Origin of the sequence: Mesorhizobium sp. C277A (genome assembly GCF_040324395.1) — a bacterium.
Lineage (GTDB): Bacteria > Pseudomonadota > Alphaproteobacteria > Rhizobiales > Rhizobiaceae > Mesorhizobium.
The window spans coordinates 2,074,507-2,099,256 of sequence record NZ_JAMYVW010000002.1 but is presented as its reverse complement, the minus strand read 5'-3'; the positions used below and the strand labels follow the sequence as shown (position 1 = coordinate 2,099,256).

General features: G+C 63.2%; 25 protein-coding genes. 20 read left to right on the top strand and 5 right to left on the bottom strand.

The genetic code is table 11. The annotated features are described in order from the left end of the window. Position 1: 1 nt before the first annotated feature. The 7 genes from NKK52_RS10495 to NKK52_RS10465 all read left to right on the top strand — a co-directional run bounded on the left by NKK52_RS10495 (position 2) and on the right by NKK52_RS10465 (position 5,889). Positions 2 to 1,423, top strand: a complete 1,422-nt coding sequence (locus NKK52_RS10495; protein ID WP_023682557.1) for a pyruvate dehydrogenase complex dihydrolipoamide acetyltransferase — start codon at positions 2 to 4, stop codon at positions 1,421 to 1,423. Positions 1,424 to 1,435: 12 nt separating this feature from the next. After that, positions 1,436 to 1,855 carry a hypothetical protein gene (locus NKK52_RS10490; RefSeq protein WP_023682556.1) on the top strand — a complete coding sequence of 140 codons (420 nt, stop codon included), beginning with the start codon at positions 1,436 to 1,438 and terminating at the stop codon, positions 1,853 to 1,855. After that, a complete protein-coding gene (locus NKK52_RS10485) occupies positions 1,852 to 2,493 on the top strand; it encodes an SGNH/GDSL hydrolase family protein (protein WP_023682555.1) in 642 nt (213 codons plus the stop codon). The genes NKK52_RS10490 and NKK52_RS10485 overlap by 4 nt, the downstream gene beginning before the upstream one ends. 21 nt (positions 2,494 to 2,514) lie before the next feature. Then, a complete protein-coding gene (lpdA, locus tag NKK52_RS10480) occupies positions 2,515 to 3,963 on the top strand; it encodes a dihydrolipoyl dehydrogenase (protein ID WP_023682554.1) in 1,449 nt (482 codons plus the stop codon). A 102-nt stretch (positions 3,964 to 4,065) separates the two neighbouring features. Further along, entirely contained in the window at positions 4,066 to 4,323 is a 258-nt protein-coding gene (locus NKK52_RS10475; RefSeq protein ID WP_023668920.1) for a GlsB/YeaQ/YmgE family stress response membrane protein, read from the top strand. 127 nt (positions 4,324 to 4,450) lie between these two features. Next, entirely contained in the window at positions 4,451 to 5,416 is a 966-nt protein-coding gene (gene lipA / locus NKK52_RS10470) for a lipoyl synthase (protein WP_023682553.1), read from the top strand. A gap of 11 nt (positions 5,417 to 5,427) precedes the next feature. Further along, on the top strand, positions 5,428 to 5,889 hold the full coding sequence (locus NKK52_RS10465) for a type II toxin-antitoxin system RatA family toxin (protein ID WP_023682552.1): 462 nt from the start codon (positions 5,428 to 5,430) through the stop codon (positions 5,887 to 5,889). Here the strand turns inward: NKK52_RS10465 and NKK52_RS10460 are convergent. Together NKK52_RS10460 and NKK52_RS10455 are read right to left on the bottom strand one after the other, a co-directional pair. Further along, positions 5,865 to 6,374: a CinA family protein gene (locus NKK52_RS10460; protein ID WP_023682551.1), complete on the bottom strand. Its 510-nt coding sequence runs from the start codon at positions 6,372 to 6,374 to the stop codon at positions 5,865 to 5,867. The two genes, NKK52_RS10465 and NKK52_RS10460, sit on opposite strands and share 25 nt — an antisense overlap. Then, positions 6,371 to 7,594 carry a bifunctional 2-C-methyl-D-erythritol 4-phosphate cytidylyltransferase/2-C-methyl-D-erythritol 2,4-cyclodiphosphate synthase gene (locus NKK52_RS10455; protein ID WP_023682550.1) on the bottom strand — a complete coding sequence of 408 codons (1,224 nt, stop codon included), beginning with the start codon at positions 7,592 to 7,594 and terminating at the stop codon, positions 6,371 to 6,373. The genes NKK52_RS10460 and NKK52_RS10455 overlap by 4 nt, the downstream gene beginning before the upstream one ends. A gap of 139 nt (positions 7,595 to 7,733) precedes the next feature. On the opposite strand from NKK52_RS10455, the gene dusB reads away from it, so the two are divergent. The 8 genes from dusB to hflX all read left to right on the top strand — a co-directional run bounded on the left by dusB (position 7,734) and on the right by hflX (position 17,888). Next, positions 7,734 to 8,762, top strand: coding sequence for a tRNA dihydrouridine synthase DusB (dusB, locus tag NKK52_RS10450; RefSeq protein WP_023682549.1), 1,029 nt, complete (start codon positions 7,734 to 7,736; stop codon positions 8,760 to 8,762). Then, a complete protein-coding gene (locus tag NKK52_RS10445) occupies positions 8,759 to 9,904 on the top strand; it encodes a two-component system sensor histidine kinase NtrB (RefSeq protein WP_023688458.1) in 1,146 nt (381 codons plus the stop codon). Before dusB ends, NKK52_RS10445 begins: the two co-directional genes overlap by 4 nt. Beyond that, on the top strand, positions 9,901 to 11,358 hold the full coding sequence (gene ntrC / locus NKK52_RS10440; protein ID WP_023682548.1) for a nitrogen regulation protein NR(I): 1,458 nt from the start codon (positions 9,901 to 9,903) through the stop codon (positions 11,356 to 11,358). The genes NKK52_RS10445 and ntrC overlap by 4 nt, the downstream gene beginning before the upstream one ends. A gap of 144 nt (positions 11,359 to 11,502) precedes the next feature. After that, the gene (locus NKK52_RS10435) at positions 11,503 to 13,791 is read left to right on the top strand and encodes a sensor histidine kinase NtrY-like (RefSeq protein ID WP_023682547.1); all 2,289 of its coding nucleotides are present in this window, start codon (positions 11,503 to 11,505) and stop codon (positions 13,789 to 13,791) included. Next, positions 13,781 to 15,142: a nitrogen assimilation response regulator NtrX gene (gene ntrX, locus NKK52_RS10430; RefSeq protein ID WP_023668929.1), complete on the top strand. Its 1,362-nt coding sequence runs from the start codon at positions 13,781 to 13,783 to the stop codon at positions 15,140 to 15,142. The genes NKK52_RS10435 and ntrX overlap by 11 nt, the downstream gene beginning before the upstream one ends. 102 nt (positions 15,143 to 15,244) lie before the next feature. Beyond that, positions 15,245 to 16,105, top strand: coding sequence for a D-amino-acid transaminase (locus tag NKK52_RS10425; RefSeq protein WP_023682546.1), 861 nt, complete (start codon positions 15,245 to 15,247; stop codon positions 16,103 to 16,105). Positions 16,106 to 16,250: 145 nt separating this feature from the next. Continuing rightward, positions 16,251 to 16,496, top strand: coding sequence for an RNA chaperone Hfq (gene hfq, locus NKK52_RS10420; RefSeq protein ID WP_006202172.1), 246 nt, complete (start codon positions 16,251 to 16,253; stop codon positions 16,494 to 16,496). Next, entirely contained in the window at positions 16,497 to 17,888 is a 1,392-nt protein-coding gene (gene hflX / locus NKK52_RS10415; protein ID WP_023668931.1) for a GTPase HflX, read from the top strand. Between the two features lie 6 nt (positions 17,889 to 17,894). Here the strand turns inward: hflX and mazG are convergent, their stop codons facing one another. The 3 genes from mazG to NKK52_RS10400 form a co-directional block, all read right to left on the bottom strand. Next, positions 17,895 to 18,719, bottom strand: coding sequence for a nucleoside triphosphate pyrophosphohydrolase (gene mazG / locus NKK52_RS10410; protein WP_023668932.1), 825 nt, complete (start codon positions 18,717 to 18,719; stop codon positions 17,895 to 17,897). A 76-nt stretch (positions 18,720 to 18,795) separates the two neighbouring features. After that, complete coding sequence (locus tag NKK52_RS10405; protein ID WP_023668933.1) at positions 18,796 to 19,980, bottom strand: amino acid aminotransferase; 1,185 nt, start codon at positions 19,978 to 19,980, stop codon at positions 18,796 to 18,798. Between the two features lie 129 nt (positions 19,981 to 20,109). Then, positions 20,110 to 20,547, bottom strand: a complete 438-nt coding sequence (locus NKK52_RS10400; RefSeq protein WP_198031481.1) for a DUF3592 domain-containing protein — start codon at positions 20,545 to 20,547, stop codon at positions 20,110 to 20,112. Between the two features lie 175 nt (positions 20,548 to 20,722). Between NKK52_RS10400 and NKK52_RS10395 the strand changes: the two genes are divergently transcribed. From NKK52_RS10395 to NKK52_RS10375, 5 genes are all read left to right on the top strand, one after another. Continuing rightward, complete coding sequence (locus NKK52_RS10395; protein ID WP_023668935.1) at positions 20,723 to 21,256, top strand: sigma-70 family RNA polymerase sigma factor; 534 nt, start codon at positions 20,723 to 20,725, stop codon at positions 21,254 to 21,256. Next, positions 21,253 to 22,029 (top strand): anti-sigma factor family protein, encoded by a 777-nt coding sequence (locus NKK52_RS10390; RefSeq protein ID WP_023682545.1) that lies wholly within the window; start codon positions 21,253 to 21,255, stop codon positions 22,027 to 22,029. The genes NKK52_RS10395 and NKK52_RS10390 overlap by 4 nt, the downstream gene beginning before the upstream one ends. Positions 22,030 to 22,085: 56 nt before the next feature. Continuing rightward, a complete protein-coding gene (locus NKK52_RS10385) occupies positions 22,086 to 22,802 on the top strand; it encodes a Bax inhibitor-1/YccA family protein (protein ID WP_023668937.1) in 717 nt (238 codons plus the stop codon). Positions 22,803 to 22,976: 174 nt separating this feature from the next. Beyond that, positions 22,977 to 23,855, top strand: coding sequence for an aldose 1-epimerase family protein (locus tag NKK52_RS10380; protein ID WP_023668938.1), 879 nt, complete (start codon positions 22,977 to 22,979; stop codon positions 23,853 to 23,855). 23 nt (positions 23,856 to 23,878) lie between these two features. Continuing rightward, positions 23,879 to 24,655 carry a pyrroline-5-carboxylate reductase gene (locus tag NKK52_RS10375; protein ID WP_023682544.1) on the top strand — a complete coding sequence of 259 codons (777 nt, stop codon included), beginning with the start codon at positions 23,879 to 23,881 and terminating at the stop codon, positions 24,653 to 24,655. Positions 24,656 to 24,750: the final 95 nt, after the last annotated feature.

Sequence of the window (24,750 nt, the reverse complement as noted above, 5' to 3'; positions counted from 1 at the left end):
TATGCCAATCAACATCACCATGCCGGCACTCTCGCCCACGATGGAAGAGGGCAATCTTTCCAAGTGGCTGGTCAAGGAGGGCGACAAGGTTTCGCCGGGCGACGTGATCGCCGAGATCGAGACCGACAAGGCGACGATGGAAGTCGAGGCCGTCGATGAGGGCACGGTCGCCAAGCTGGTCGTTCCGGCCGGCACCGAAGGCGTCAAGGTCAATGCGCTGATCGCCATTCTCGCCGGCGAAGGCGAGGATGCAGGGGCGGCGGCAAAGGGTGGTGGCGATGCCGCGCCCGCGAAAGCCGATGCCAAGCAGGATAAGGCGTCAATCTCCCCACCCGTGGGGGAGATGTCGACGAAGTCGACAGAGGGGGGCGCTGTCCCGCCGACCTCTCAGTCTGTCGCGCCCCCCTCTGGCCTGCCGGCCATCTCCCCCACAAGGGGGGAGATCAGCCAATCGTCAGGCGAGCGCACTTTCGCCTCGCCGCTGGCGCGGCGCATAGCCAAGGACGCCGGCGTCGATGTGTCCGCTGTGAGTGGCACCGGCCCGCATGGCCGTGTCGTCAAGGCCGATGTCGAGGCGGCGATTGCCGGCGGTGGCGCCAAGGCTGCACCGGCCGCGAAAGCCGCACCTGCCGGCGCTCCGGCACCTGCGGCTCCGGCTGCGGCACCCAAGGCGATGTCGGACGAACAGGTGCTGAAGCTGTTTGCCGAAGGGTCCTATGAGCTCGTCCCGCACGACAATATGCGCAAGACCATTGCGCGCCGCCTGGTCGAGGCCAAGACAACCATCCCGCATTTCTACCTGACGCTCGACTGCGAGCTCGATGCGCTGCTGGCGCTGCGCACACAGATCAATGCGGCGGCTCCGATGAAGAAGACCGACAAGGGCGAAGTGCCCGTCTACAAGCTGTCGGTCAACGACATGGTGATCAAGGCGATGGCGATGGCGCTGATGGCGGTGCCGGATGCCAATGCGTCGTGGACCGAAAGCGCCATGGTCAAGCACAAGCACGCCGATGTCGGCGTTGCCGTGTCGATCCCCGGCGGCCTGATCACGCCGATCATCCGCCACGCCGACGAAAAGACACTGTCCACTATCTCCAACGAGATGAAGGATCTGGCGAGCCGTGCCCGCAGCCGCAAGCTGAAGCCTGAGGAATATCAGGGCGGCACGACGGCTGTCTCCAATCTCGGCATGTTCGGCATCAAGGACTTTGCCGCCGTCATCAACCCGCCGCATGCGACGATCCTGGCGGTGGGTGCGGGCGAGCAGCGGCCGGTGGTCAAGAATGGCGAGATCAAAATCGCCAATATCATGTCGGTGACGCTGTCGACCGATCACCGCGCCGTCGACGGTGCGCTCGGCGCCGAACTTCTGGTCGCCTTCAAGCGCATGATCGAAAATCCGATGGGCATGCTGGTCTAGGAAGGAAAGGCTGTGCGGAAATTCGTCACCAGCCTTTTCGCCCTGATCCTTTCCGGCCTGGCCGGCGGGCTGGTGGCGCTGTGGCTGGCAATCGCCACCAATGCGAACTCGGAATACATTCTGGTCTTCATGGTTTCGGCGTTGGTCACCATCGTTGCGACGGTGGCATTTTTCATCGCGCAGTTCGTGCCAAATCCGCAAAGGGCGATAAACCTGACGGGGCTTGTTGGGATTGCGTTGTTCGTGCTGGCCGGAATCGGGCTGATTGCCTGGACCTTCTCGCAGCCGCCGGGCAAGGCCCAGTGGTCAGGCGATCTTCACTTTGGCGCCGGTCTGATTTTGCCAAGTATCGCCACGGTTATCGTGCAGTGGCTGTTCGTGGGATGGCGCGTGCGGCGCGGGCTTAAGGCGGAGGCGGGTGCGGGTGCATGAAGACGATCCTCTGCTACGGCGATTCCCTGACCTGGGGCTATGACGCGGCGAGCCTCGGGCGTCATGCGCTGGAAGATCGCTGGCCGAGCGTGCTCAAGGCGGCGTTGGGCGACGACGATATCGAAGTCATTGCCGAAGGTCTGAACGGCCGCACCACGGCTTTCGACGATCACCTGGCTGGTGCCGACCGCAATGGCGCCAAGGTGCTGCCGACGATCCTGACCAGCCATGCGCCGCTCGACCTGATCATCATCATGCTCGGCGCCAACGACATGAAGCCCTGGATCCACGGCAATCCGGTCGCGGCCAAGCAGGGCGTGCAGCGGCTGATCGACATCGTGCGCGGCCACGATTATCCGTTCGACTGGGCCGCGCCGCAAATCCTGATCGTCGCGCCACCAGCGGTCAGCCGCACGGACAATGCCGAATTCAAGGAAATGTTTGCCGGCGGCGACGAGGCCTCGAAGCGGCTGGCGCCGCAATATTCCGCGCTCGCCGACGAGGCCGGCTGCGGCTTTTTCGATGCCGGCACGGTGGCCGAGACCACACCGATCGACGGGGTCCATCTCGATGCCGAAAACACGCGCAATATAGGTGACGCATTGGCGCCATTGGTGCGTGTGATGCTGGAACTCTAGAGAAAATCAGGGAGAAACCCCGTGGCTGAATCCTACGACGTCATAATCATCGGCTCAGGCCCCGGCGGCTATGTCACGGCGGTGCGCTCCGCCCAGCTCGGCTTCAAGACTGCCATCGTCGAGCGCGAGCATCTCGGCGGCATCTGCCTCAACTGGGGCTGCATCCCGACCAAGGCGCTGCTGCGCTCGGCCGAGATCATGCACTATTCCGATCATCTGAAGGACTACGGCCTGAAGCTCGAAGGCGGCAAGGTCAGCGCCGACACGGCCGCTGTCGTCGACCGCTCGCGCAAAGTGTCGTTGAGGCTCAATGGCGGCGTCGCCTTCCTGATGAAGAAGAACAAGGTCGACGTTATCTGGGGCGAGGCCAAGCTCTCCAAGCCGGGTGAAATCGTCGTCTCCAAGACGGCCAAGAAACCGATGGAGCCGCAGCCGCCGGTGCCCAAGGGCGTCAAGGGCGAGGGCACCTATACCGCCAAGCACATCATTCTGGCCACCGGCGCCCGGCCGCGCGCGCTGCCCGGCATCGAGCCGGACGGCAAACTGATCTGGACCTATTTCGAGGCGATGGTGCCGAAGGAGATGCCGAAATCGCTGCTGGTCATGGGTTCAGGCGCCATCGGCATCGAGTTCGCCTCCTTCTATCGCACCATGGGCGCCGAGGTGACGGTGGTCGAGCTTTTGCCGGCGGTGATGCCGGTCGAGGATGCCGAGGTCTCGAAATTCGCGCAGAAGCAGTTCGAGAAGCAGGGCATGAAAATCATCCTCGAGGCCAAGGTGACCAAGGTCGAGAAGGGTGCCAACTCGATCACTGCCCACGTCGAGATGAAGGACGGCAAGGTCGAGAAGATCACCGCCGACCGCATGATCTCGGCCGTCGGCGTGCAGGGCAACATCGAGAATCTCGGCCTCGAGACGCTCGGCGTGAAGACCGATCGCGGCTGCGTCGTCATTGACGGCTATGGCAAGACCAACGTTCCCGGCATCTACGCTATCGGCGATGTCGCCGGACCGCCTATGCTTGCCCACAAGGCCGAGCATGAAGGCGTGGTGTGTATCGAAAAGATCGCCAATTTCCCCGGCGTGCATGCGACAGACAAGCTGAAGATCCCGGGCTGCACCTATTGCAACCCCCAGGTCGCATCGGTCGGGCTCACCGAAGCCAAGGCCAAGGCCGAAGGCAAGGACATTCGTGTCGGCCGCTTCCAGTTCGGCGCCAACGGCAAGGCGATCGCGCTTGGCGAGGACCAGGGCTTCATCAAGACCATCTTCGACAAGAAGACCGGCCAGCTGCTGGGCGCGCATATGGTCGGCGCCGAGGTGACGGAGCTTATCCAGGGCTTTGTCGTGGCGATGAACCTGGAGACCACCGAGGAAGAACTGATGCACACCATCTTCCCGCATCCGACGCTGTCGGAGATGATGAAGGAAAGCGTGCTCGATGCCTATGGCCGTGCGCTCAACGCGTGATAAATTGCTGCCGCGAGACTCAGACGCATGCGCCGGAGGAACCTTACGGCAAGACAGTTCGTTTCCGGATGCATTTTCACCTGACACTGGAGGAGTTGGCATATGGACGTGAATGGCGTGGGCTGGATTGCGGCCATCATCATCGGCGGTTTGGCCGGGTGGCTGGCCGAGATGGTCATGAAGAGCAATACCGGCGTCTTGATGAACATCATTATGGGCATTGTCGGCGCGGTGGTGCTGAACGCAATTCTCAGGGCGCTCAACATCGAACCCTTCGGTGTCGGCTGGCTCGCCTACCTGATCACCGGCTTCATCGGCGCCTGCCTGCTGATCTTTGCCGGGCGGCTGATACGCCGCTAGACTACCGCTATGCGAAAAAGGCTGTGGCGGCATGCGCCGCCGCGGCCTTTTTCTTTGCACCGAAAAGTCCTAGATGACGTCAGAAGGGCGAATGCCGACGGGCAGACGCCAACAAGTCAGGTTTGAGATGGTCACCGTCCTCGACACGATCGCCAACGCGCCGCGCCTGCGGCACCCCGAGAAGGCGCACAAGCCTGATCAGGACGTGCTGCGCAAACCCGACTGGATCCGCGTCAAGGCGCCGATGTCCAAGGGCTATGCCGAAACCCGCGAGATCGTGAAGTCGCACAAGCTGGTCACGGTGTGCGAAGAGGCCGGCTGCCCCAATATCGGCGAGTGCTGGGAAAAGAAGCACGCCACCTTCATGATCATGGGCGAGATCTGCACGCGCGCCTGCGCCTTCTGCAATGTCGCCACCGGCATTCCGACCGCGCTCGATGCCGATGAGCCGGCGCGTGTCGCGCATGCCGTCAAGCAGATGGGGCTGACCCATGTCGTCATCACCTCGGTCGACCGCGACGATCTCGCCGATGGCGGCGCGCAGCATTTCGCCGAGGTTATCCGGGCGATCCGGGCAGCGACACCTCTGACCACGATCGAAATCCTGACGCCCGATTTCCTGCGCAAGGAAGGCGCGCTGGAGATCGTCGTGGCGGCCAAGCCCGATGTCTTCAACCACAATCTCGAAACCGTGCCGTCGAACTACCTGACGGTGCGGCCGGGTGCCCGCTATTTCCACTCGATCCGGCTGTTGCAGCGGGTCAAGGAGCTCGACCCGTCGATCTTCACGAAGTCCGGCATCATGGTCGGCCTCGGCGAAGAGCGCAACGAGATCCTGCAGCTGATGGACGACCTGCGCTCGGCCAATGTCGACTTCATGACCATTGGCCAGTATCTGCAGCCGTCAAAGAAACACCACCCCGTGATCCGCTTCGTCACGCCGGAGGAGTTCAACTCCTTCGCGACGATCGGCAAGACCAAGGGTTTCCTGCTGGTGGCGTCGAACCCGCTGACGCGCTCCTCGCACCACGCCGGCGACGATTTCGCCAGGCTGCGGGCCGCGCGTGAGGCGCAGCTCAAAAAAGCCAGTTAAATCCTGCTTCAATGCCGAAATTCGAAGCCACACGCCGCGTTGCCCACACGCCGGAGCAGATGTTTGCTCTGGTCGCCGATATCGAGACCTATCCGCAATTTCTGCCGCTTTGCGAGGCGCTGACGGTGCGCTCGCGCAAGGAGCGTGACGGCCGCACCATTCTCCTCGCCGATATGAGCATCGGCTACAAGGCGATCCGCGAGACCTTTACGACGCAGGTGCTTTTGAAGCCGGACGAGAACACAATCGATGTCAAATACATCGATGGACCGTTCAAATATCTCAGCAATATCTGGCGCTTCGAGCCGGCCGACGGCGGCGGCTGCAACGTCCGCTTCTTCATCGACTACGAGTTCAAGAGCCGCATCCTCGGCGTGGTGATGGGCACCATGTTCGATCGCGCCTTCCGCATGTTTTCCGAAGCCTTCGAAAAACGTGCGGACGTCATCTACGGAACGACGCCCATCTCATGAGTGTCGCCGAGCGCGCGCAGCCCGATCTCCAGCGCATGCTTGACCGTCTCGCGGCGGATGAAGTCGCGGCCATTGTCGGCAAACATATTGAGCTCGGCAGCCACCGGCCCACGTCTTAGGGCAACTCCGAACCAGACGAGGCCGACCGGTTTTTCCGGCGAACCGCCGCCTGGGCCGGCAATGCCGGTGACGGCAAGCGCCAGCCCGGCGCGCGAGCGCGCCAGAGCGCCCGCCGCCATCTCCAGAACCGTTTCGCGCGAGACGGCGCCATGCGCCTCGAGTGTGGCGGGCGAGACGCCGAGCATCTCCATCTTTGCTTCATCGGAATAGGTGATGAGGCCGCGATCGACGACAGCGGACGAGCCGGCAATGTCGGTCAGTGCCGAGATGATCATGCCGCCGGTGCAGCTCTCGGCCGTCGCCAGCATGATGCCGCGCTGCTGGCAGACCTGGAGCAGGGCGTTGGCAAGATCGCTGTTGTTCATGCGGGAACCTCCCCGGGGAAGACGACACTGGCTGTGGCGATGGCGGCGATGCCTTCCTCGCGGCCGACAAAGCCGAGTTTTTCGTTGGTAGTCGCCTTGATGGAGATGCGATCGCTGGAAATGCCCAGCATCGCCGACAACGCGTTGGTCATGGCCTCGCGATGCGGGCCGACGCGCGGAGCCTCGCAGATCAGCGTGATGTCGGCATTGGCGATGCGGCCGCCGCGTTCGCGCACCAACCTGGCCGCATGCTCGACGAAGATCTTCGACGCCGCGCCCTTCCATTGCGGATCGGAAGGCGGGAAATGCGTGCCGATGTCGCCGGCGCCGCAAGTGGCGAGCAGCGCATCGGTCAGCGCGTGCAGGCCGACATCGGCATCCGAATGTCCCGAAAGCTTCTTGCCGTGCGGAATGGCGACGCCGCACAGAGTGACATGGTCGCCTGCCTCGAAGGCGTGCACGTCATAGCCATTGCCGGTGCGAATGTCTGGAAAACGCTCGCCAGTAAGCCGCTGATCCGCCATCGCAATATCCCTTGCCCAGGTCAGTTTGACGTTGTCCGGCGACCCCTGAACGATTTTCACCGGAATATGCGCCCATTCGGCGATCGCGGCATCGTCGGTGAAATCCGTCTTGCCGAGATGATGGGCTTTTTCGTGCGCGGCGAGCAACGGCCAGAACGGAAAGCCTTGCGGCGTCTGCGCGGCATGAAGGCCGGCCCTTGGCACCGTCTCCTCGATCATGCCGGTGGCCGACTCGCGCTTCAGCGTATCGGCGACGGGCAAAGCGGGCAGCGCGCCCTGGCGCTCGCCAATGGCGGCGATGATACGGTCGATCAGGGCCGTGTCGACAAACGGCCGCACCGCGTCATGGACAAGGACACGGCCGGGCGTACGTTCCCTCAGCGCCAGCAGGCCGAGCCGGACCGAGGCCTGGCGCGACTCGCCACCGACCACGGCGGTAACCCGCTCGGCATATACGCCGGCTGCCTTGTCAAAAAGCGCGTGGTCATCGGCATGGATCGCGACGACGACGGGACCAATTTCGGGATGCGCCAGGAAAGTCTCCAGCGTGCGCGCGATAACGGCACGGCCGCCGATGCGCTGATATTGCTTCGGCCCGTCGGCCTGTCCGGCACGCGCGCCGCGGCCGGCTGCAACGATGACCACGCCGACCTTGTCGGTCGTCGCCTCGGCCGGTTTTTCGCTTGCGTCTGTCATGCCGAGAGGCTTAGTCGCGGCTTATGGCGAAGGCCAGCATTTTCCCAAATGCGCCGCAATGTGACGTCATTGCGCGTTGCACAATGCCTTTCTTATGGCTAGAGAATGTGCAGCAATCCGATATGCTTGGTTTTTGTGCATGCCTGAAGTGACAAAATTGGCTTCGCCGCTCGACATTGGCGGCGTGACGATCCGCAACCGCGTCTTCCTCGCGCCCATGTCGGGAATAACGGACGAGCCGTTCCGGCAGCGCACCTACGCGCATGGCGCGGGCCTGGTCGTGTCGGAAATGGTGGCGAGCGGCGAGCTTGCCAAGGGCAGGGCCGGCTGCGACCTGCGCATCCGTCATTCCGGGCTGCCCGTCCATATGGTCCAGCTTGCCGGCCGCGAGGCCGAGCACATGGCCGAGGGCGCGCGCATCGCTGCCGGCGAGGGCGCCGACATCATCGACATCAATATGGGCTGCCCGGCCAAGAAGGTGACCGGCGGCTATGCCGGCTCGGCGCTGATGCGCGATCTCGACCACGCGCTGTCGCTGATCGAAGCGGTGATCGGCGCGGTCCAGGTGCCGGTCACGGTCAAGATGCGGCTCGGCTGGGACGACAATGCGCTCAATGCACCCGTCTTGGCGCGCCGCGCCGAAGAGGCCGGTGTTAAAATGGTGACCGTGCATGGGCGCACGCGCTGCCAGTTTTATCAAGGCAAGGCCGATTGGGGCGCCATCGCCCGCATCAAGGACGTCGTCTCGATCCCGGTCGTCGCCAATGGCGATGTGGGCTCGCCCGCGGAGGCCGCCGAAATCCTTGAACAGTCGGGCGCCGACGCGGTGATGATCGGCCGCGCGCATTATGGCGCGCCATGGACGGCGGGCCACATCGCGGCAACGGCTGCGGGCAACGCGCCCTCCGGCGTGCCGGAAAGCCCGCAAGCCATGGCGGACTACATCGTTTCCCACTACGAAGACATGCTGACGCTTTACGGCGTCGAAAGTGGCTTGCGCCAGGCGCGCAAGCATCTCGGCTGGTATCTCGATCGCCACGCTGTGGGCGTCACCAATGAAGGGCGCAAAGCAATCCTCACCTCGTTCGAGCCCGCCCGCGTCATGGCCGTGCTGCGTGAGGTGTTTTCCGGCGGGGGCGAGGCCGCATCCATGCGGAGCGCTGCATGAACGCGCCTGCTGCACCGGGCACCGAGATGGCAAATGCTGCCCATATCGTGCTCAACACCATCCGCCGTCCGGTGATCATGGTCGATCCCGATGGGTTCATCACCTACGCCAATGCCGACGCGGAAGACTTCTTCCGCTCCAGCGCCAACATGCTGGCACGCAACACACTGTCCAAGCTGATCCCGTTCGGCAGCCCGCTGTTGCAACTGGTCGACCAGGTGCGCGAGCGCCGTGCGCCGGTCAACGAATACCGTGTCGACGTGTCGTCGCCGCGTCTCGGCATCGAGAAGGTCGTCGATCTCTATGTCGCGCCGGTGCCGGAATTCCCAGGCTCGATCGTGGTGATGTTCCAGGAACGCTCGATGGCCGACAAGATCGACCGGCAGATGACACACAGGGGTGCCGCGCGTTCGGTCACCGGCCTTGCCGCCATGCTGGCACATGAGATCAAGAACCCGCTGTCCGGCATACGTGGCGCCGCACAGCTGCTCGAACTCTCGGCGTCCGACGAGGATCGCGCGCTGACCCGCCTCATCACCGACGAGACCGATCGTATCGTCTCCCTCGTCGACCGCATGGAAGTGTTTTCCGACGAGCGGCCGATTGACCGCTATCCTGTCAACATCCATGTCGTGCTGGACCATGTGAAGGCAATCGCGAAGAACGGTTTTGCCAAGAGAATCAGGATATTGGAGGACTATGATCCATCATTGCCTCCGGTTTTCGCCAACCGCGACCAACTGATCCAGGTGTTTCTCAACCTGGTCAAGAACGCTGCCGAGGCGATCGGCGGCGACCCGCAGGGCGAGATCGTGCTGTCGACCGCGTTCAGGCCGGGCATCCGCGTTTCCGTTCCCGGAACCCAGGACCGCGTGTCGCTACCGCTTGAATTCTGCGTGCGCGACAATGGGTCCGGCGTTTCGGAAGACATTCTGCCGATCCTGTTCGATCCGTTCATCACCACCAAGCCGAACGGGTCGGGGCTCGGCCTGGCGCTGGTGGCGAAAATCGTCGGCGAGCATGGCGGCATCATCGAATGCGATTCGACGCCGCGCGGCACCACCTTCCGAATCCTGATGCCGGCCTGGAAAGAAACACCCATCGACACTGCCGATGATGAAGGCGAAGGAGACCGCAAATGACGGTTCGCGGCAATATTCTCGTCGCCGACGACGATGCGGCCATCCGCACCGTGCTCAATCAGGCGCTGTCGCGCGTCGGCCATGAGGTGCGCGTGACCTCCAACGCCTCGACGCTGTGGCGCTGGGTGGCGGCGGGCGAGGGCGATCTGGTGATCACCGACGTTGTCATGCCGGACGAGAACGCCTTCGACATGCTGCCGCGCATCAAGAAGGCGCGGCCCGAGCTGCCGGTCATCGTGATGAGCGCGCAAAACACTTTCATGACGGCGATCCGTGCTTCCGAAACAGGTGCTTACGAGTATCTGCCGAAGCCGTTCGACCTGACCGAACTGCTCAACATCGTCAACCGGGCACTGTCAGAGCCGCGCCGACCGAAGATCGATACGCGACCGGAAGAACAGCCTGACGCGATGCCGCTGGTCGGCCGGTCGGCCGCCATGCAGGACATCTACCGCATGCTGGCGCGCATGATGCAGACCGACCTGACGGTGATGATCTCGGGCGAGTCCGGCACCGGCAAGGAATTGGTGGCGCGCGCGTTGCACGAATATGGCCGTCGCCGCGGCGGTCCGTTCGTCGCCATCAACATGGCGGCGATCCCGCGCGATTTGATCGAATCGGAGCTGTTCGGCCACGAGAAGGGCGCCTTCACCGGCGCACAGAACCGCTCGACCGGCCGCTTCGAGCAGGCCGAGGGCGGCACGCTTTTCCTCGACGAGATCGGCGACATGCCGATGGAGGCGCAGACGCGGCTGCTGCGCGTGCTGCAGCAGGGCGAATACACAACGGTCGGCGGGCGCACCCCGATCAAGACCGATGTGCGCATCGTCGCCGCCACCAACAAGGATCTGCGCACGCTGATCAACCAGGGGCTTTTCCGCGAGGATCTGTTCTATCGCCTGAATGTCGTGCCGCTTCGGCTGCCGGGTTTGCGTGAGAGATCGGAAGACATTCCCGATCTGGTGCGGCATTTCTTCAAGATCGGCGCCAGCGAAGGCTTGCAGACCAAGCGAATTTCGACCGGCGGCATCGAATTGATGAAGCGCTATCCGTGGCCGGGAAACGTGCGCGAGTTGGAAAACCTGGTGCGCCGGCTTGCGGCGCTCTATTCGCAGGACGAAATATCAGCCGAGATCATTGAAGCCGAGCTGAAGACAGGCGAAAGACCGGTCGTTCCCGGCGGCGGCAGTTTGATCCCGGACGATCTATCCATCGGCCAGGCGGTGGAGCACTTCCTGCAGCGCTATTTTGCCTCTTTCGCCGGTGAGTTGCCGCCGGCAGGTCTCTATCAGCGCATCTTGTCCGAGGTCGAATATCCGCTGGTGCTCGCTTCCATGACGGCAACGCGCGGCAACCAGATCAAGGCGGCCGAATTGCTCGGCTTGAATCGCAACACGCTGCGCAAGAAGATTCGCGAGCTGGGCGTCAACGTCTACAAATCGTCGAGATCATGAGCGCCTGGCGCCCGAAGTGACGCGAGGTCGTCCCCTTTTCAGGGGATCGGCGGCCGAAAGATTTCCGTCACGGCCACACTTGTTGCATAATCGCCACAATGCGTTGCATACATCCGACGCAATCACTGGCTCTTAGACGGCGACATGGCTTCGCAAGCTCTCACATCAAACGAACCGCTTTTCAGCAGACCCGGCCAGAGGGATGGACGGCGGCTGCTTGCGTTGCCTGGCGTTGTGGCAATTGCCGGCGCGCTGGTTACGGCGGCAATCTCGTTTGCGATTCTTGTCGGCGCCACGCCGATCACGCCAGACGCAAACACAACGCTGACGCTGATTGCGGCCAATGCCTTATTTGTGCTGGCGCTGATCGCCCTGGTCGGCCGAGAGGTGCATCGCATCACCATGGCGCGCCGGCACGGCAAGGCGGCTTCGCGGCTGCATGTGCGCATCGTGACGATGTTTGCGCTGGTCGCGGCCATCCCCGCCATCATGGTGGCCATCATCGCGTCGATCACGCTCGATATCGGCCTCGACCGCTGGTTCGAGATCCGCACCAAGGCGATCGTCAACTCGTCGCTGTCGATCGCCGACGCCTATGTGCAGGAAAACGCTCGCAATCTTCAGGGCACGACGCTGTCGATGGCCTACGATCTCGACGCCTCGCGCACGCTTTACGGCCTCGATCGAACCGGCTTTCTCGACCTGATGAACAAGGAAGCCGTCGGCAGAAGCCTGGTGCATGCGGCGCTGGTCAGGGAAGACGGCTCTTTTGTCGTGAGTGCCCAGACCGATGCCAATTTCGCCATGCCGGCACCGCCCGAGGGCGCGGTGGCAAGTGCGGCCGACGGCAAGCCGGTGCTGATCGAGCCGAAGACGCGCAACATCATGGGCGCCATCATCAAGCTGCGGGAGATCGAAGGCCTCTACCTCTACACCAATCGCCTGGTCGACCCCGAAGTGATCAAGGCGAGGGCGATCGTCCAGTCCAACACCGCCGAATATCGCGGCCTGGAAGACAACAGGCGGACGTCGCAGGTGGCGTTCGCGCTGCCCTATCTGTCGCTGACGCTGATCATCATCCTGTCGGCCATCTGGACCGGCATAGCGGTGGCCGACCGTCTGGTGCGGCCCATCCGTCAGCTCATCGGCGCGGCTGACGAGGTTGCGACCGGCAATCTCGATGTCGCCGTGCCGGTACGGCCTTCCGACGGCGATGTCGCCTCGCTTGGCGATACGTTCAACAAGATGCTGCTGGAGCTTAAATCGCAACGCAACGAGATCCTGTCGGCCAAGGATTTGATCGACGAACGGCGTCGTTTCTCGGAAGCGGTGCTGGCCGGCGTCACCGCCGGCGTCATCGGCGTCGATCCCTACGGCATCGTCTCCATCGTCAACAAATCGGCCGAAACGATGCTGGCCATATCGGCCACGGCGGCGCTGGGGCAGAACCTGTCCGCCGTGCTACCGCATGTCGGCCGTGTCTTCGAGATCGGCCGCAAATCCGGCAAGCCGGTCTATCGCGAGCAGGTCACCTTCTATCGCACCGGCGCCGAGCGTACCTTCAACGTGCAGATCACCATCGAGGCCGGCGACGACGGCGAGGAGGAGAAATCCTACGTCGTGACTGTCGACGACATCACCGATCTGGTCCAGGCACAGCGCTCGTCGGCCTGGGCGGATGTGGCGCGGCGTATCGCACATGAAATCAAGAACCCGCTGACGCCGATCCAGCTCTCGGCCGAGCGCATCAAGCGACGCTTCGGCAAGGTCATCACCGAGGACCGCGAGATTTTCGACCAGTGCACCGACACGATCATCCGGCAGGTCGAGGATATCGGCCGCATGGTCGACGAGTTCTCGGCTTTCGCCCGCATGCCCAAGCCCGAGATGAAAGCCATCGATCTGCGTGAATCGCTGCGCGAGGCGTCGTTCCTGGTCGAAGTCAGCCGCGCCGACATTGCTTTCGAACGCGTGTTCGGCAACGAGCCGCTCAAGGGCACGTTCGATAGCCGATTGATGGCGCAGGCTTTCGGCAACGTCATCAAGAACGCGGCCGAGGCGATTGACGGGCTGGAACAAAAGGACGGTTCGCACGGCATAATCCGGATTCAAGCTGCCCGGCAGAATGGCGCGATCAGAATCGACGTCATCGACAATGGCAAAGGCTTGCCGCGCGAGAACCGCCAAAGGCTGCTCGAGCCCTACATGACGACGCGCGAGAAGGGCACCGGGCTCGGTCTCGCCATCGTCAAGAAGATCGTGGAGGACCATGGCGGGCGGCTCGAATTGCACGATGCGCCCGCGGATTTCCACGGTGGACGCGGCGCGATGATCTCGATCATCCTGCCGCCAGCTGCCGCAACCGCGCCGCCACGCGGTCAAGGCGAAACGGAACACGAACGAGAAACTGAAAAGGTCGGTAATGGCGTCTGATATTCTCATCGTCGATGACGAGGAAGACATCCGTGAACTCGTCGCGGGCATATTGAGCGACGAAGGGCATGAAACCCGCACGGCATTCGATGCCGACAGCGCGCTCGCGGCAATCGCCGACCGGGCGCCGCGGCTGATTTTCCTCGACATCTGGTTGCAGGGCTCGCGCCTCGACGGGCTGGCGCTGCTCGACGAGATCAAGACGATGCATCCGAGCCTGCCGGTGGTGATGATCTCCGGCCACGGCAATATCGAGACAGCGGTGTCGGCCATCCGCCGCGGCGCCTATGATTTCATCGAGAAGCCGTTCAAGGCCGACAGGCTGATCCTGATCGCCGAGCGGGCGCTCGAAACCTCGAAATTACGGCGCGAGGTGTCCGACCTCAAGCAGCGCAGCGGCGAAACTTTCGACTTGATCGGCATGTCGTCGGCGATGAGCCAGCTGCGCCAGACCATCGAGCGCGTTGCGCCGACCAACAGCCGCGTCATGATCATCGGTCCGTCCGGTTCGGGCAAGGAGCTCGCCGCGCGCGCCATCCACACGCTGTCGACGCGCAAGGGCGCGCCGTTCGTGACGCTGAGCGCGGCCAACATCACGCCCGAGCGCATGGAGATCGAGCTGTTCGGCACCGAATCGAACGGCACCGAGCGCAAGGTCGGCGCGCTTGAAGAGGCGCACCGCGGCATTCTCTACATCGACGAAGTGGCCGACATGCCGCGCGAGACGCAGAACAAGATTTTGCGCGTGCTGGTCGAACAGCAGTTCGAGCGGGTCGGCGGCACCAAGCGGGTCAAGGTCGACGTCCGCATCATCTCCTCGACCTCGCAGAACCTGGAGGCGATGATCGCCGACGGCCGTTTTCGCGAAGACCTCTATCACCGCCTGGCGGTGGTTCCGGTCATGGTGCCGGGACTGGCCGAGCGACGCGAGGACATTCCCTACCTCGTCGACAATTTCATGAAGCAGATCGCGCGCCAGGCCGGTATCAAGCCGCGCCGCATCGGCGACGATGCGCTTGCCGTGCTGCAGGCGCACAACTGGCCGGGCAATGTCCGCCAGCTGCGCAACAATGTCGAACGGCTGATGATCCTGGCGCGTGGCGACGATATCGATGCGCCGATCACCGCCGACCTGTTGCCGTCGGAGATCGGCGATGTCATGCCGCGCACGCCGAACCAGTCCGACCAGCACATCATGGCGCTGCCGCTGCGCGAGGCGCGCGAACAGTTCGAGAAGGACTATCTGATCGCCCAGATCAACCGTTTCGGCGGCAACATCTCGAAGACGGCGGAATTCATTGGCATGGAGCGCTCGGCGCTGCACCGGAAACTGAAGTCGCTGGGGGTCTGATCCCCATTGTTGTTGGTCCAGCGGGCCGTGGCCCGTGCAATTGCCGGTTACGGCAGCGGCGGAATCGCCTAGAAATAGCGAGACTGTTCTGAGGGATAACCCATGCCGCGCATTGCCTATGTGAACGGGCGCTATGTCGCCCATGCCGACGCTGCCGTGCATATCGAGGATCGCGGCTATCAGTTCGCCGACGGCGTCTACGAGGTCTGCGAGGTGGCGCAGGGCTTTGTCGTCGACATGCCGCGCCATCTTGCCCGGCTGAACCGCTCGCTTAGCGAATTGTCGATCAACTGGCCGGTCACCAAGGGCGTGCTGCCGCTTCTTCTGCGCGAAATCGTCCGGCGCAACCACGTCGTCAACGGCCTGGTCTATGTCCAGGTTACGCGCGGTGTTGCCAGCCGCGACTTCGTTTTCCCGGCCGATACACCGTCATCGCTGGTGATTACGGCCAGAAAGGCCGACCCGGTGGCGGCCGCCAAGCGAGCCGAGGCGGGCATCAAGGTCATCACCGTGCCGGAAAACCGTTGGGACCGGGTCGACATCAAGAGCACCGGCCTGCTGCCCAACGTGCTGGCCAAGCAGAAGGCCAAGGAGGCCGGCGCCCAGGAAGCCTGGTTCGTCGACACCGATGGCAACGTCAAGGAGGGCGGCTCGTCCAACGCCTGGATCGTTACAAGGGACGGCGTTCTGGTCACCCGGCCGGCGGAGCATGGCATCCTTCGCGGCATCACCCGCACGACCATGTTCGAAGTGGCGGCAAAGCTCGGGTTGACGATCGAGGAGCGCGGGTTTTCAGTCACTGAAGCCAAGGCGGCGCGAGAAGCTTTCATCAGTTCGGCAACGACAATCGCCATGCCGGTCGTGGCAATCGACGGTGCCGCGGTCGCCAATGGGCACCCCGGTTCGATAACACTTTCATTGCGGCAAGCCTTTTTTGACGTTGCGGAAAAAAGTCCAGCCTGATAACCGCACAGACGGACTGCACATCAATATATCTCGTTCTGCTTGTCGTTACTGACGGCAAGGGGGTGTTTGCAAGCTTGACATGTGCCCGCTAATTTGGCGCATTAGCCTGCAAACCGAAGGGGATCGGCGAAAGACAAGAACAATGGCGGAACGATCGCAAAACCTTCAGGACCTGTTCCTGAATTCTGTTCGCAAGAGCAAAAATCCACTCACCATCTTTCTCATCAACGGCGTCAAGCTGACCGGCGTGGTCACTTCCTTCGACAATTTTTGTGTTCTGCTGCGCCGTGACGGCCACTCCCAGCTCGTCTACAAGCATGCCATTTCCACGATCATGCCGAGCCAGCCGGTTCAGATGTTCGATGGCGAGGAAAGCCAGGGCGCCTGATTGGCACGTGAAAAAGACGCGGACCGCGGCGTCCGCGGGAAACCAGCACATAATTCCGGGACGGAAGCCACAGGTCCGACCCGGGCGGTTGTCATTGTGCCGGTGCTTACCCGGCATCAGCGCAACGATGACGAAACGAACCGTCCACGGCTGACGCGTTCGGCGGATGCGCGCCACGACGAAGCGGTCGGCCTTGCCCGCGCCATCAACCTGGATCTGATCCACACGGCGGTGGTCACCGTCAACGATCCACGCCCGGCAACCTTGCTCGGCAGCGGCAAGGTCGCGGAATTCGCCGAGATCGTCAAAGAGGGTCACGCGGAGGTGGTCATCGTCGACCATCCGCTGACGCCGGTGCAGCAGCGCAATCTCGAAAAAGAAATGAATGCCAAGGTGCTCGACCGCACCGGATTGATACTGGAGATTTTTGGCGAGCGCGCGCGGACCAAGGAGGGCACGCTGCAGGTCGAACTTGCCCATCTCAACTACCAGAAGGGCCGCCTGGTGCGGAGCTGGACCCACCTTGAACGCCAGCGCGGCGGAGCCGGCTTCCTCGGCGGCCCCGGCGAAACCCAGATCGAGTCGGACCGGCGGCAGCTGCAGGAAAAAATCATCAAGCTCAAGCATGAGCTGGAAACGGTGCGCCGCACCCGCGACCTGCACCGCGCCAAGCGCAAGAAGGTGCCGTTCCCGGTGGTGGCGATTGTCGGCTACACCAATGCCGGAAAGTCGACGCTGTTCAACCGGCTGACCGGGGCCGACGTGCTGGCCGAAGACATGCTGTTTGCAACGCTCGACCCGACGCTGCGCCGCGTGCGCCTGCCGCACGGCACGCCGATCATCCTGTCGGACACAGTCGGCTTCATTTCGGACCTGCCGACGCATCTGGTCGCCGCCTTCCGCGCCACGCTGGAAGAGGTCGTCGAGGCCGATCTGGTCATCCACCTGCGCGATATTTCGGATCCGGATACCGCAGCGCAAGCCGAGGACGTCGAGCGCATTCTCGCCGATCTCGGCGTCGATGCCGGCGATGCCAAGCGCGTCATCGAAGTGTGGAACAAGGTCGACCTTCTCGACGACGGCAACCGGGAGCGCCTGCTCGCCGACGGCACTGACGCCAACAAGGCGCCGCCGATCGCCATCTCGGCGGTCACCGGCGAAGGCATCGATGCGCTGAAGGCGCTGATCGAGACCAGGATGTCGGGCGAACTCGAGGAATTGACGGTGACGATCGAACCGCCGCAGTTCGGCCTTGTCGACTGGCTATACCGCAATGGCGACGTCGTTTCGCGGGTAGACAATGAGGATGGCAGCGCGACCATCGCACTCAAGGCCACGCACACCGCCCGGCAAGAGATCGAAAGCCGATTGCACCGCAAAAACAGGCAGTAAGCCTGATTATTTCACGCCCTTGGCCTGCTGCCAGAGCACTTCCATCTCGTCCAGCGTGGCTTTTTCGAGCGTGCTTCCCGATGCATCGATCGCGCGCTCGACATAGTGGAAGCGCGAGCGGAACTTTTCGTTGGTGCCGCTAAGCGCCGCTTCCGAATCGAGCTTGAGGTGACGCCCCAGATTGACGACGGCAAACAGCATGTCGCCGAATTCGTCCTTGATCTCAGCCGTTTCGCCCTTAGCCAGTGCCTCGCGCAGCTCGCCGATCTCTTCCTCGATCTTGTCGAGGATGGGTGCTGCCTCGCTCCAGTCGAAACCGACACGCGCTGCCTTTTCCTGCAGCTTTAGCGCCCGCGTCAAAGCGGGCAGGGCGACGGGCACGCTGTCCAGGTAACCCTTGCCATGGTCTTCGGGGTCGAGGCCGCGGGCGAGGCGCGCACTTCGCTTTTCGGCTTTTTCCTCAGCCTTGATCTTTTCCCACATGCCCTTTGCCATGCCGGCGCTGCGCGCCTTCTCGTCGCCGAAGACATGCGGATGGCGCCGGATCATCTTGGTGGTGATGGCCTCGACCACATCACCGAAGGCAAAATCGCCGGCTTCCTCAGCCATCTGCGCGTGGTAGACGACCTGCAGCAGGAGATCGCCGAGTTCGTCGCGCAGATCGTCGAGATCGCCGCGCGCAATGGCGTCCGCCACCTCATAGGCTTCCTCGATCGTATAGGGCGCGATGGTCGAGAAATCCTGCTCGATGTCCCAGGGACAGCCGGTCTTCGGCGCCCTGAGCGCCGCCATGATCTCGATCAGCCGGGAAATGTCGCGCGAAGGTTTCATGCGGCGAATGCTATCCCGCTGCCTGTCGTGCGGCCAACGGCGTCAGCCGGAGAGGGGAGATTGTCCACAGCGAGCTTCAGCCGAGTACCGACACAACCGCCTTGGCGAGGTCATCCATGCCGTCCTCGGGCAGGCCGGCGACGTTGATGCGGCTGTCGCCGACCATGTAGACGCCACACTCGGCACGCAGCCGCTCGACTTGCGCCTCGGTCAGGCCAAGCCTGGAAAACATGCCGCGATGGCTGGCGATGAAGTCGAAGCGGTCGGAGTTGGACTGCCGGCGCAGCGCGTCGGCGAACTGGACCCGCAGCCTCAGCATGCGCAGCCGCATCTCCTCCAGCTCCGCCTCCCAGTCGGCGCGAAGGCCATCATCTTCCAGCACCGTGCGCACGGCGGCGGCGCCGTGGTCCGGCGGCATCGAATACATGGCGCGCGCCGCCGCCAGCATCTGGCTCATCGCGACATCGGCTTGCGCGCTATCCTTCGCCAGGATCATCGCCGCGCCGACGCGGTCGCGGTAGACGGCAAAGTTCTTCGAGCAGCTCGAGGCAACGACCATTTCAGGCACCTTGCCCGCGAGAAGGCGCAAGCCGGCCGCATCGGCGTCCAGGCCTTCGCCAAAGCCCTGATAGGCAATGTCGACAAAGGGCAACAGCCCGCGCTCGACGACAAGATCGGTGACGCTGGCCCATTGCGCGATATCGAGATTGGCGCCGGTCGGGTTATGGCAGCAGCCATGCAGCAGCACGATATCGCCGGGCTCGGCTGCGCCAAGCGTTGCCAGCATCTCGTGGAAGCGCACCGCGCCGGAAACGGCATCGAAATAGGGATAATCGCGCACCTTGAGGCCGGCCCCGCGCATCACCGGCGGGTGGTTCGGCCATGTCGGGTCCGACAGCCAGACGGTTGCGTCGGGGCGGGTCCGCTTCAACAGCTCCGCCACCAGCCGCAGCGCGCCGGAACCGCCAGGCGCTTGCGCGGCGCGGATGCGCGTCATGTCGGCAGCGGGGCCGAAGGCCAGCTTGACCATCGCCGTGTTGAAGCCGGTGTCGCCGGCAAGGCCGAGATAGGTCTTGGTGTCCTGGTCCTGCAGCAACCGCTTCTCGGCCTCGCGCAGGGCGCGCATGACCGGCGTCCTGCCGTCGCGGTCCTTGTAGACGCCGACGCCGAGATCGATCTTGCCGGGGCGCGGATCGGCGCGATAGAGGCCGATCAAGGCGATGATCTTGTCGGCCGGGGCAGGTTGCAGGGTCTCGAACATCAATACGGCTCCAATGGCGGCGGAGTAATACGCAAAGCGGCCGCGTTTCGCCAGTGCTTCCATCTGCGCCAGTCCGCTAGCGTACTGGACCGTTACGCCAAGCTTTGTCTGTACGGCAGGGGTCGGCGGCTATGGCGACGGGTTCATTCCAATCCGCCGGATAAGCACCCGTCCAATCACGGCGAGACCGATGCCGGTCAGCAGGGAGAAACCGCCGAGCATGCCGGCCAGCCCGGCAAGGAACCAGCGTCCGGCGAAGCTGTCGACGGAGGCATTTTGCGGATTGGTTGGGTCGTAAGCGACAGGGACGCTGTCGCCATCACCCCAGAACGAGCTGTGGACGGCATTGTTGAAGCGGATGATGGTGCCGTCGGCGGTCGAGAACTCGATGCGGGGATTGTATTCGGCGGCGACAATCCTGCCTGTCGCCGAAGCGGTACGAGGGCCGTACATCTCGACGATGGCCAGCACGCCGGAAGCGATCAGTCCGACAATGCCAAAGATGATGAACACCCTGCCGACGATCGGCAACGCTGCAAAACCCGTTACACGACTACCATTGGCCATCTTTTGCTCCTGGGACAGACGGATAAGGCTAGACTTCATCCATAAAGCAAACATCTGCCGCACGGGAGATGGGTAAGTGCGCAGCGGACTTCTGATTGCATGATGCCTATTGTGGCGACGCAAAAAAGTTTTGGTGGCGATGGATTAAGATCCCCGCCTGTTTCGTAAACGGGGCATGAAACGGTCGATGCCACGCTTCGATATTGTCGGACAGCTGGGTTCGCTCAGGCGCTACGCACGCTCGCTGACGCGCGACGGCACTGACGCCGAGGATCTGGTGCACGATGCGCTGGTGCGCGCCTACGAGCGGCGCGACACATTCCGCTCGGGCGGCAATCTGCGGGCATGGTTGCTGTCGATCGTCCACAACGCTTTCATCGACAAGATGCGCTCGCGCCGGTCGGAATCAGCGCGTGTCGAGCAGGCCGGCTATCTCACCGATGCCAGCACGCCGGCGCCGCAGGAACATTCCGTGCGACTGGCGCAGGTGCGCGAGGCCTTTTTCAGTCTGCCGGAGGAGCAGCGTTCGGCGCTGCATCTGGTCGCCATCGAGGGCCTTTCCTACCAGCAGGCCGCCGACGCCAGCGGGGTGCCGCTGGGCACGCTGATGTCGCGTATCGGCAGGGCGCGCGCAGCACTGCGCGAGATGGAAAACGCTGCACCTTCGCCGGCCAAAAGCCATCTGAGGATCGTGGGAGACCCGTCATGACCGACCTGTTGCGGGACCCGGTGACCGATACCGATCTCGACGCCTATGTCGACGACCAGCTGGATGTCGCGCGCCGCATCGAGGTCGAGGCGTTCCTGTCGGCTCGTCCGGAGGCTGCGGCGCGGGTGATGTCCGACTTGAGGACGCGCGACGAACTGCGCCTGGCGCTGGCTGCTTCCACAGGCATGGCGCGGCCGGCGACGACTGAAGTCGCGCGCCGGCTGGGCAGGGGGCTGGCCAGTCGCCGCGTCTTCGCCGTGCTGCAGCGGGCGGCCGCGGTCGCCATCTTTGTCGCTGCCGGCTGGCTGGCGAACGGCCTCTTCGGGCCGCTGCTGGTGACCAAGGTCGTGGCTTCGCCGCCGCCGCCCGCCTATGTCGAAGAAGCGATCCGGGCGCACAAGACGACGCTCATGCGCGAGCGGATGCCCTCGCAGCTGGAGGCGTCCAACTACAATGGCGACGAAATCCGCGCCGCCACCGCAATCGTCATGCCATCGCTGCCCAAGGACTGGAAGGTCCGCGACGTCCAGATCTATCCGTCGCGCTTCGGGCCGAGCGTCGAGGTGGCGCTGGAGACGAAGGATATGGGGCTGGTCTCGCTGTTTGCGATCCGGCCCGGAACCTTCGACGTGGTCAAGCCTGCCATCGCGCCCTCCGGCGACATCTCCTCTGCCTATTTCCAGATCGGCGAGGTCGCGTACGCGGTCGTCGCGCGCAGCGATGTCCACGACCTCGACCGCACCGCCGAGACGCTTGCCAAGACACTTTACTGATCAGGACACTTTACTGATCAAGACGCTTTACTGAGACCACATAAGGAGAACCCGCAATGAATACCCCTGACCTCGGATACCGCATGGGCACTGGCGCGCGCGCCGGCGCCGTCTATGACGAGGGCCTGCGCAGCCACATGCTGCGCGTCTACAATTATATGGGCATCGGCCTCGTCGTCACCGGCATCGTTGCCATGGTGGTGTCCTCGACGCCGGCCCTCTACGTGCCGATCTTTTCCAGCCCGCTGAAATGGGTGGTGATGCTGGCGCCGCTCGCCTTCGTGCTGTTGTTTTCGTTCAAGATGCAGACGATGTCGGCGGCGAGCGCCCAGTTGATGTTCTGGGCCTTCTGCGCGGTGATGGGCCTGTCGCTGGCTTCGGTGTTCCTGGTCTTCACCGGCACCAGCATCGCGCGCACCTTCTTCATCACCGCCACCATGTTCGGCGCCACCAGCCTCTACGGCTACACGACCAAGCGCGACCTGACCCAGTTCTCGTCGTTCCTGATCATGGGTCTGATCGGCGTGGTGATCGCCAGCGTCGTCAACATCTTCCTCGGCTCGACCGCGCTGCAGTTCGCCATTTCGGTGATCGGCATCGCGGTGTTCGTTGGCCTGACCGCCTGGGACACGCAGACGATCAAGGAACAGTATGCTGAGAATTTCGACGCGGAATCGCAGCAGAAGCTCGCCGTCTTCGGCGCGCTGTCGCTCTACCTGAACTTCGTCAACATCTTCCAGCTGCTGCTGAACTTCACCGGCGAACGCGAATAGTCGAACCGTAGCAAGGCAACAATCTCGATCTCGCAGTGGCCGGAGGAGAATCTCCGGCCACTGTCGTTTTGGCGTGGAGACATCGCTCCTCTATCAGCGCGATGTCGCTGCGCCCTTGAGTCCATGCGGGCTTTTGCTAACCTGCCGCTCGCACGCAGCTTTCCGCGAGAACGCATGGAACAAGTGACGCTTCAGGGCGACGGCATCTCGGCAACCATTGTCGGGCAGGGGGCCGAGCTCGTCTCCTTGCGCAATGCCGAGGGTCTGGAGTTTTTGTGGCAGGCCGGGCCGGAATGGCGGCGGCATTCGCCGGTGCTGTTTCCGATCGTCGGCCGGCTGAAGGGGGACCAGCTTCGCCATCGGGGCCGGGTCTATCCCCTGACGCAGCACGGATTTGCCCGCGACAAGCCATTTGTGTGGGCTGACGCGAGCCCCCGATCCTGCACGCTGGTGTTGACCGACGATGCCGATACACGCACGCGCTATCCGTTCGCCTTTCGCCTTGCCATCACCTACACCCTCGAGCGTCGCGAACTTGGTGTGAGCTTCGAGATTGCCAACACCGGCGACGAGACGCTGCCAGCCTCCATCGGTGCACATCCGGCTTTCAATTGGCCATTGCAGCCGGGGCTCGCCAAGACAGACTACCACCTGACCTTTGCCCAGGACGAGCCGGCGCCGATCCGCCGGCTGAAGGATGGCCTGGTGCTGGCTGCACCGCGGCCGACGCCTATCGAAGGCAAAACGCTGGCGCTTTCCGAACAACTGTTCGAGGCAGACGCCGTGATCCTCGACCGGCCGGCCAGCACCAGCGTGCGCTATGCCGCCGCGAACGGTGCGGCGATCGAGATGTCGTGGCAGGGTTTTAAGGAATTGGGCATCTGGTCGAAGCCGGGCGGCGCTCCGTTCCTGTGCATCGAACCCTGGCACGGGCTTGCCAGCCCCGTGGATTTCGATGGCGAGTTCGCGGACAAGCCGGGCGTGATGCTGATCGCGCCCGGTGAAAAGCGCGTGCTGAGCTATCAGGTACGGCTCGAGCATGCGCCGCTGTGACCGATGAACCAGAGACAGGCGCGATGAAACTTGGCTTCATCGGCACGGGTGCCCTTACAGCGGCCATTGTCAGCGGGCTCAAATCCGTCGCGGATAACTCCGTCTCCGTGCTGCTGTCGCCGCGCAATGAAGAGATCGCCGCAGAGCTGGCAGCCCGTTATCCGGATGTGCGTATCGCTGATGACAATCAGGCGGTTCTCGATCAATGCGACCTGGTCATGCTGGCTGTCCGGCCGCAAATTGCGCATGACGTCCTGCCGGGTTTGCGGTTTCGGCGCGAGCATCACCTCATCAGCTTGATCGCCACGCTGCCGCGCGAGGAGATTGCCCGCTTGACCGCACCCGCGCACCAGGTGACGAAAGCGCTGCCCATGCCGATGATCGCCCACCGGCTGGGGGCAACGATCATCTGCCCGCCGGATGCCACTGTCGCTGCCTTGTTCGGCAATCTGGGGAAAGTGATCGAGGTCGAGAACCCAGCCGAATTCAACGCGTTGAGCGTGGCCACCGCAACCAATGCCAGCTACTTCAGATATCTCGATACGATTAACAGCTGGCTCAAGAGGAATGGCGTGGAGGAAGGGAAGGGGCGCGATTACATCGCCTCGCTTTTCAAAGCCTTGGGATGCGCTCCTGATATGTCGCCGGATGCCGACTTCATGCATCTGGCGCAGGACTATGCGACGCGCGGCGGCATCAACGAACAGGTTCTTCGCGAACTCACGGCTCGAAACATGTTCGAGGCGCTCACCGAGAGCCTGGACGGCGTACACCGGCGCATCGTCGGCGATACGCCTTGATGGGCGGTACCTTGAAATTCCCTGATGATCAGGAGTATGGCTCCAACGGATGTTCCGGACCGTTCGGGAGGGTCGGCGGGTGCCTGGATGCTTGA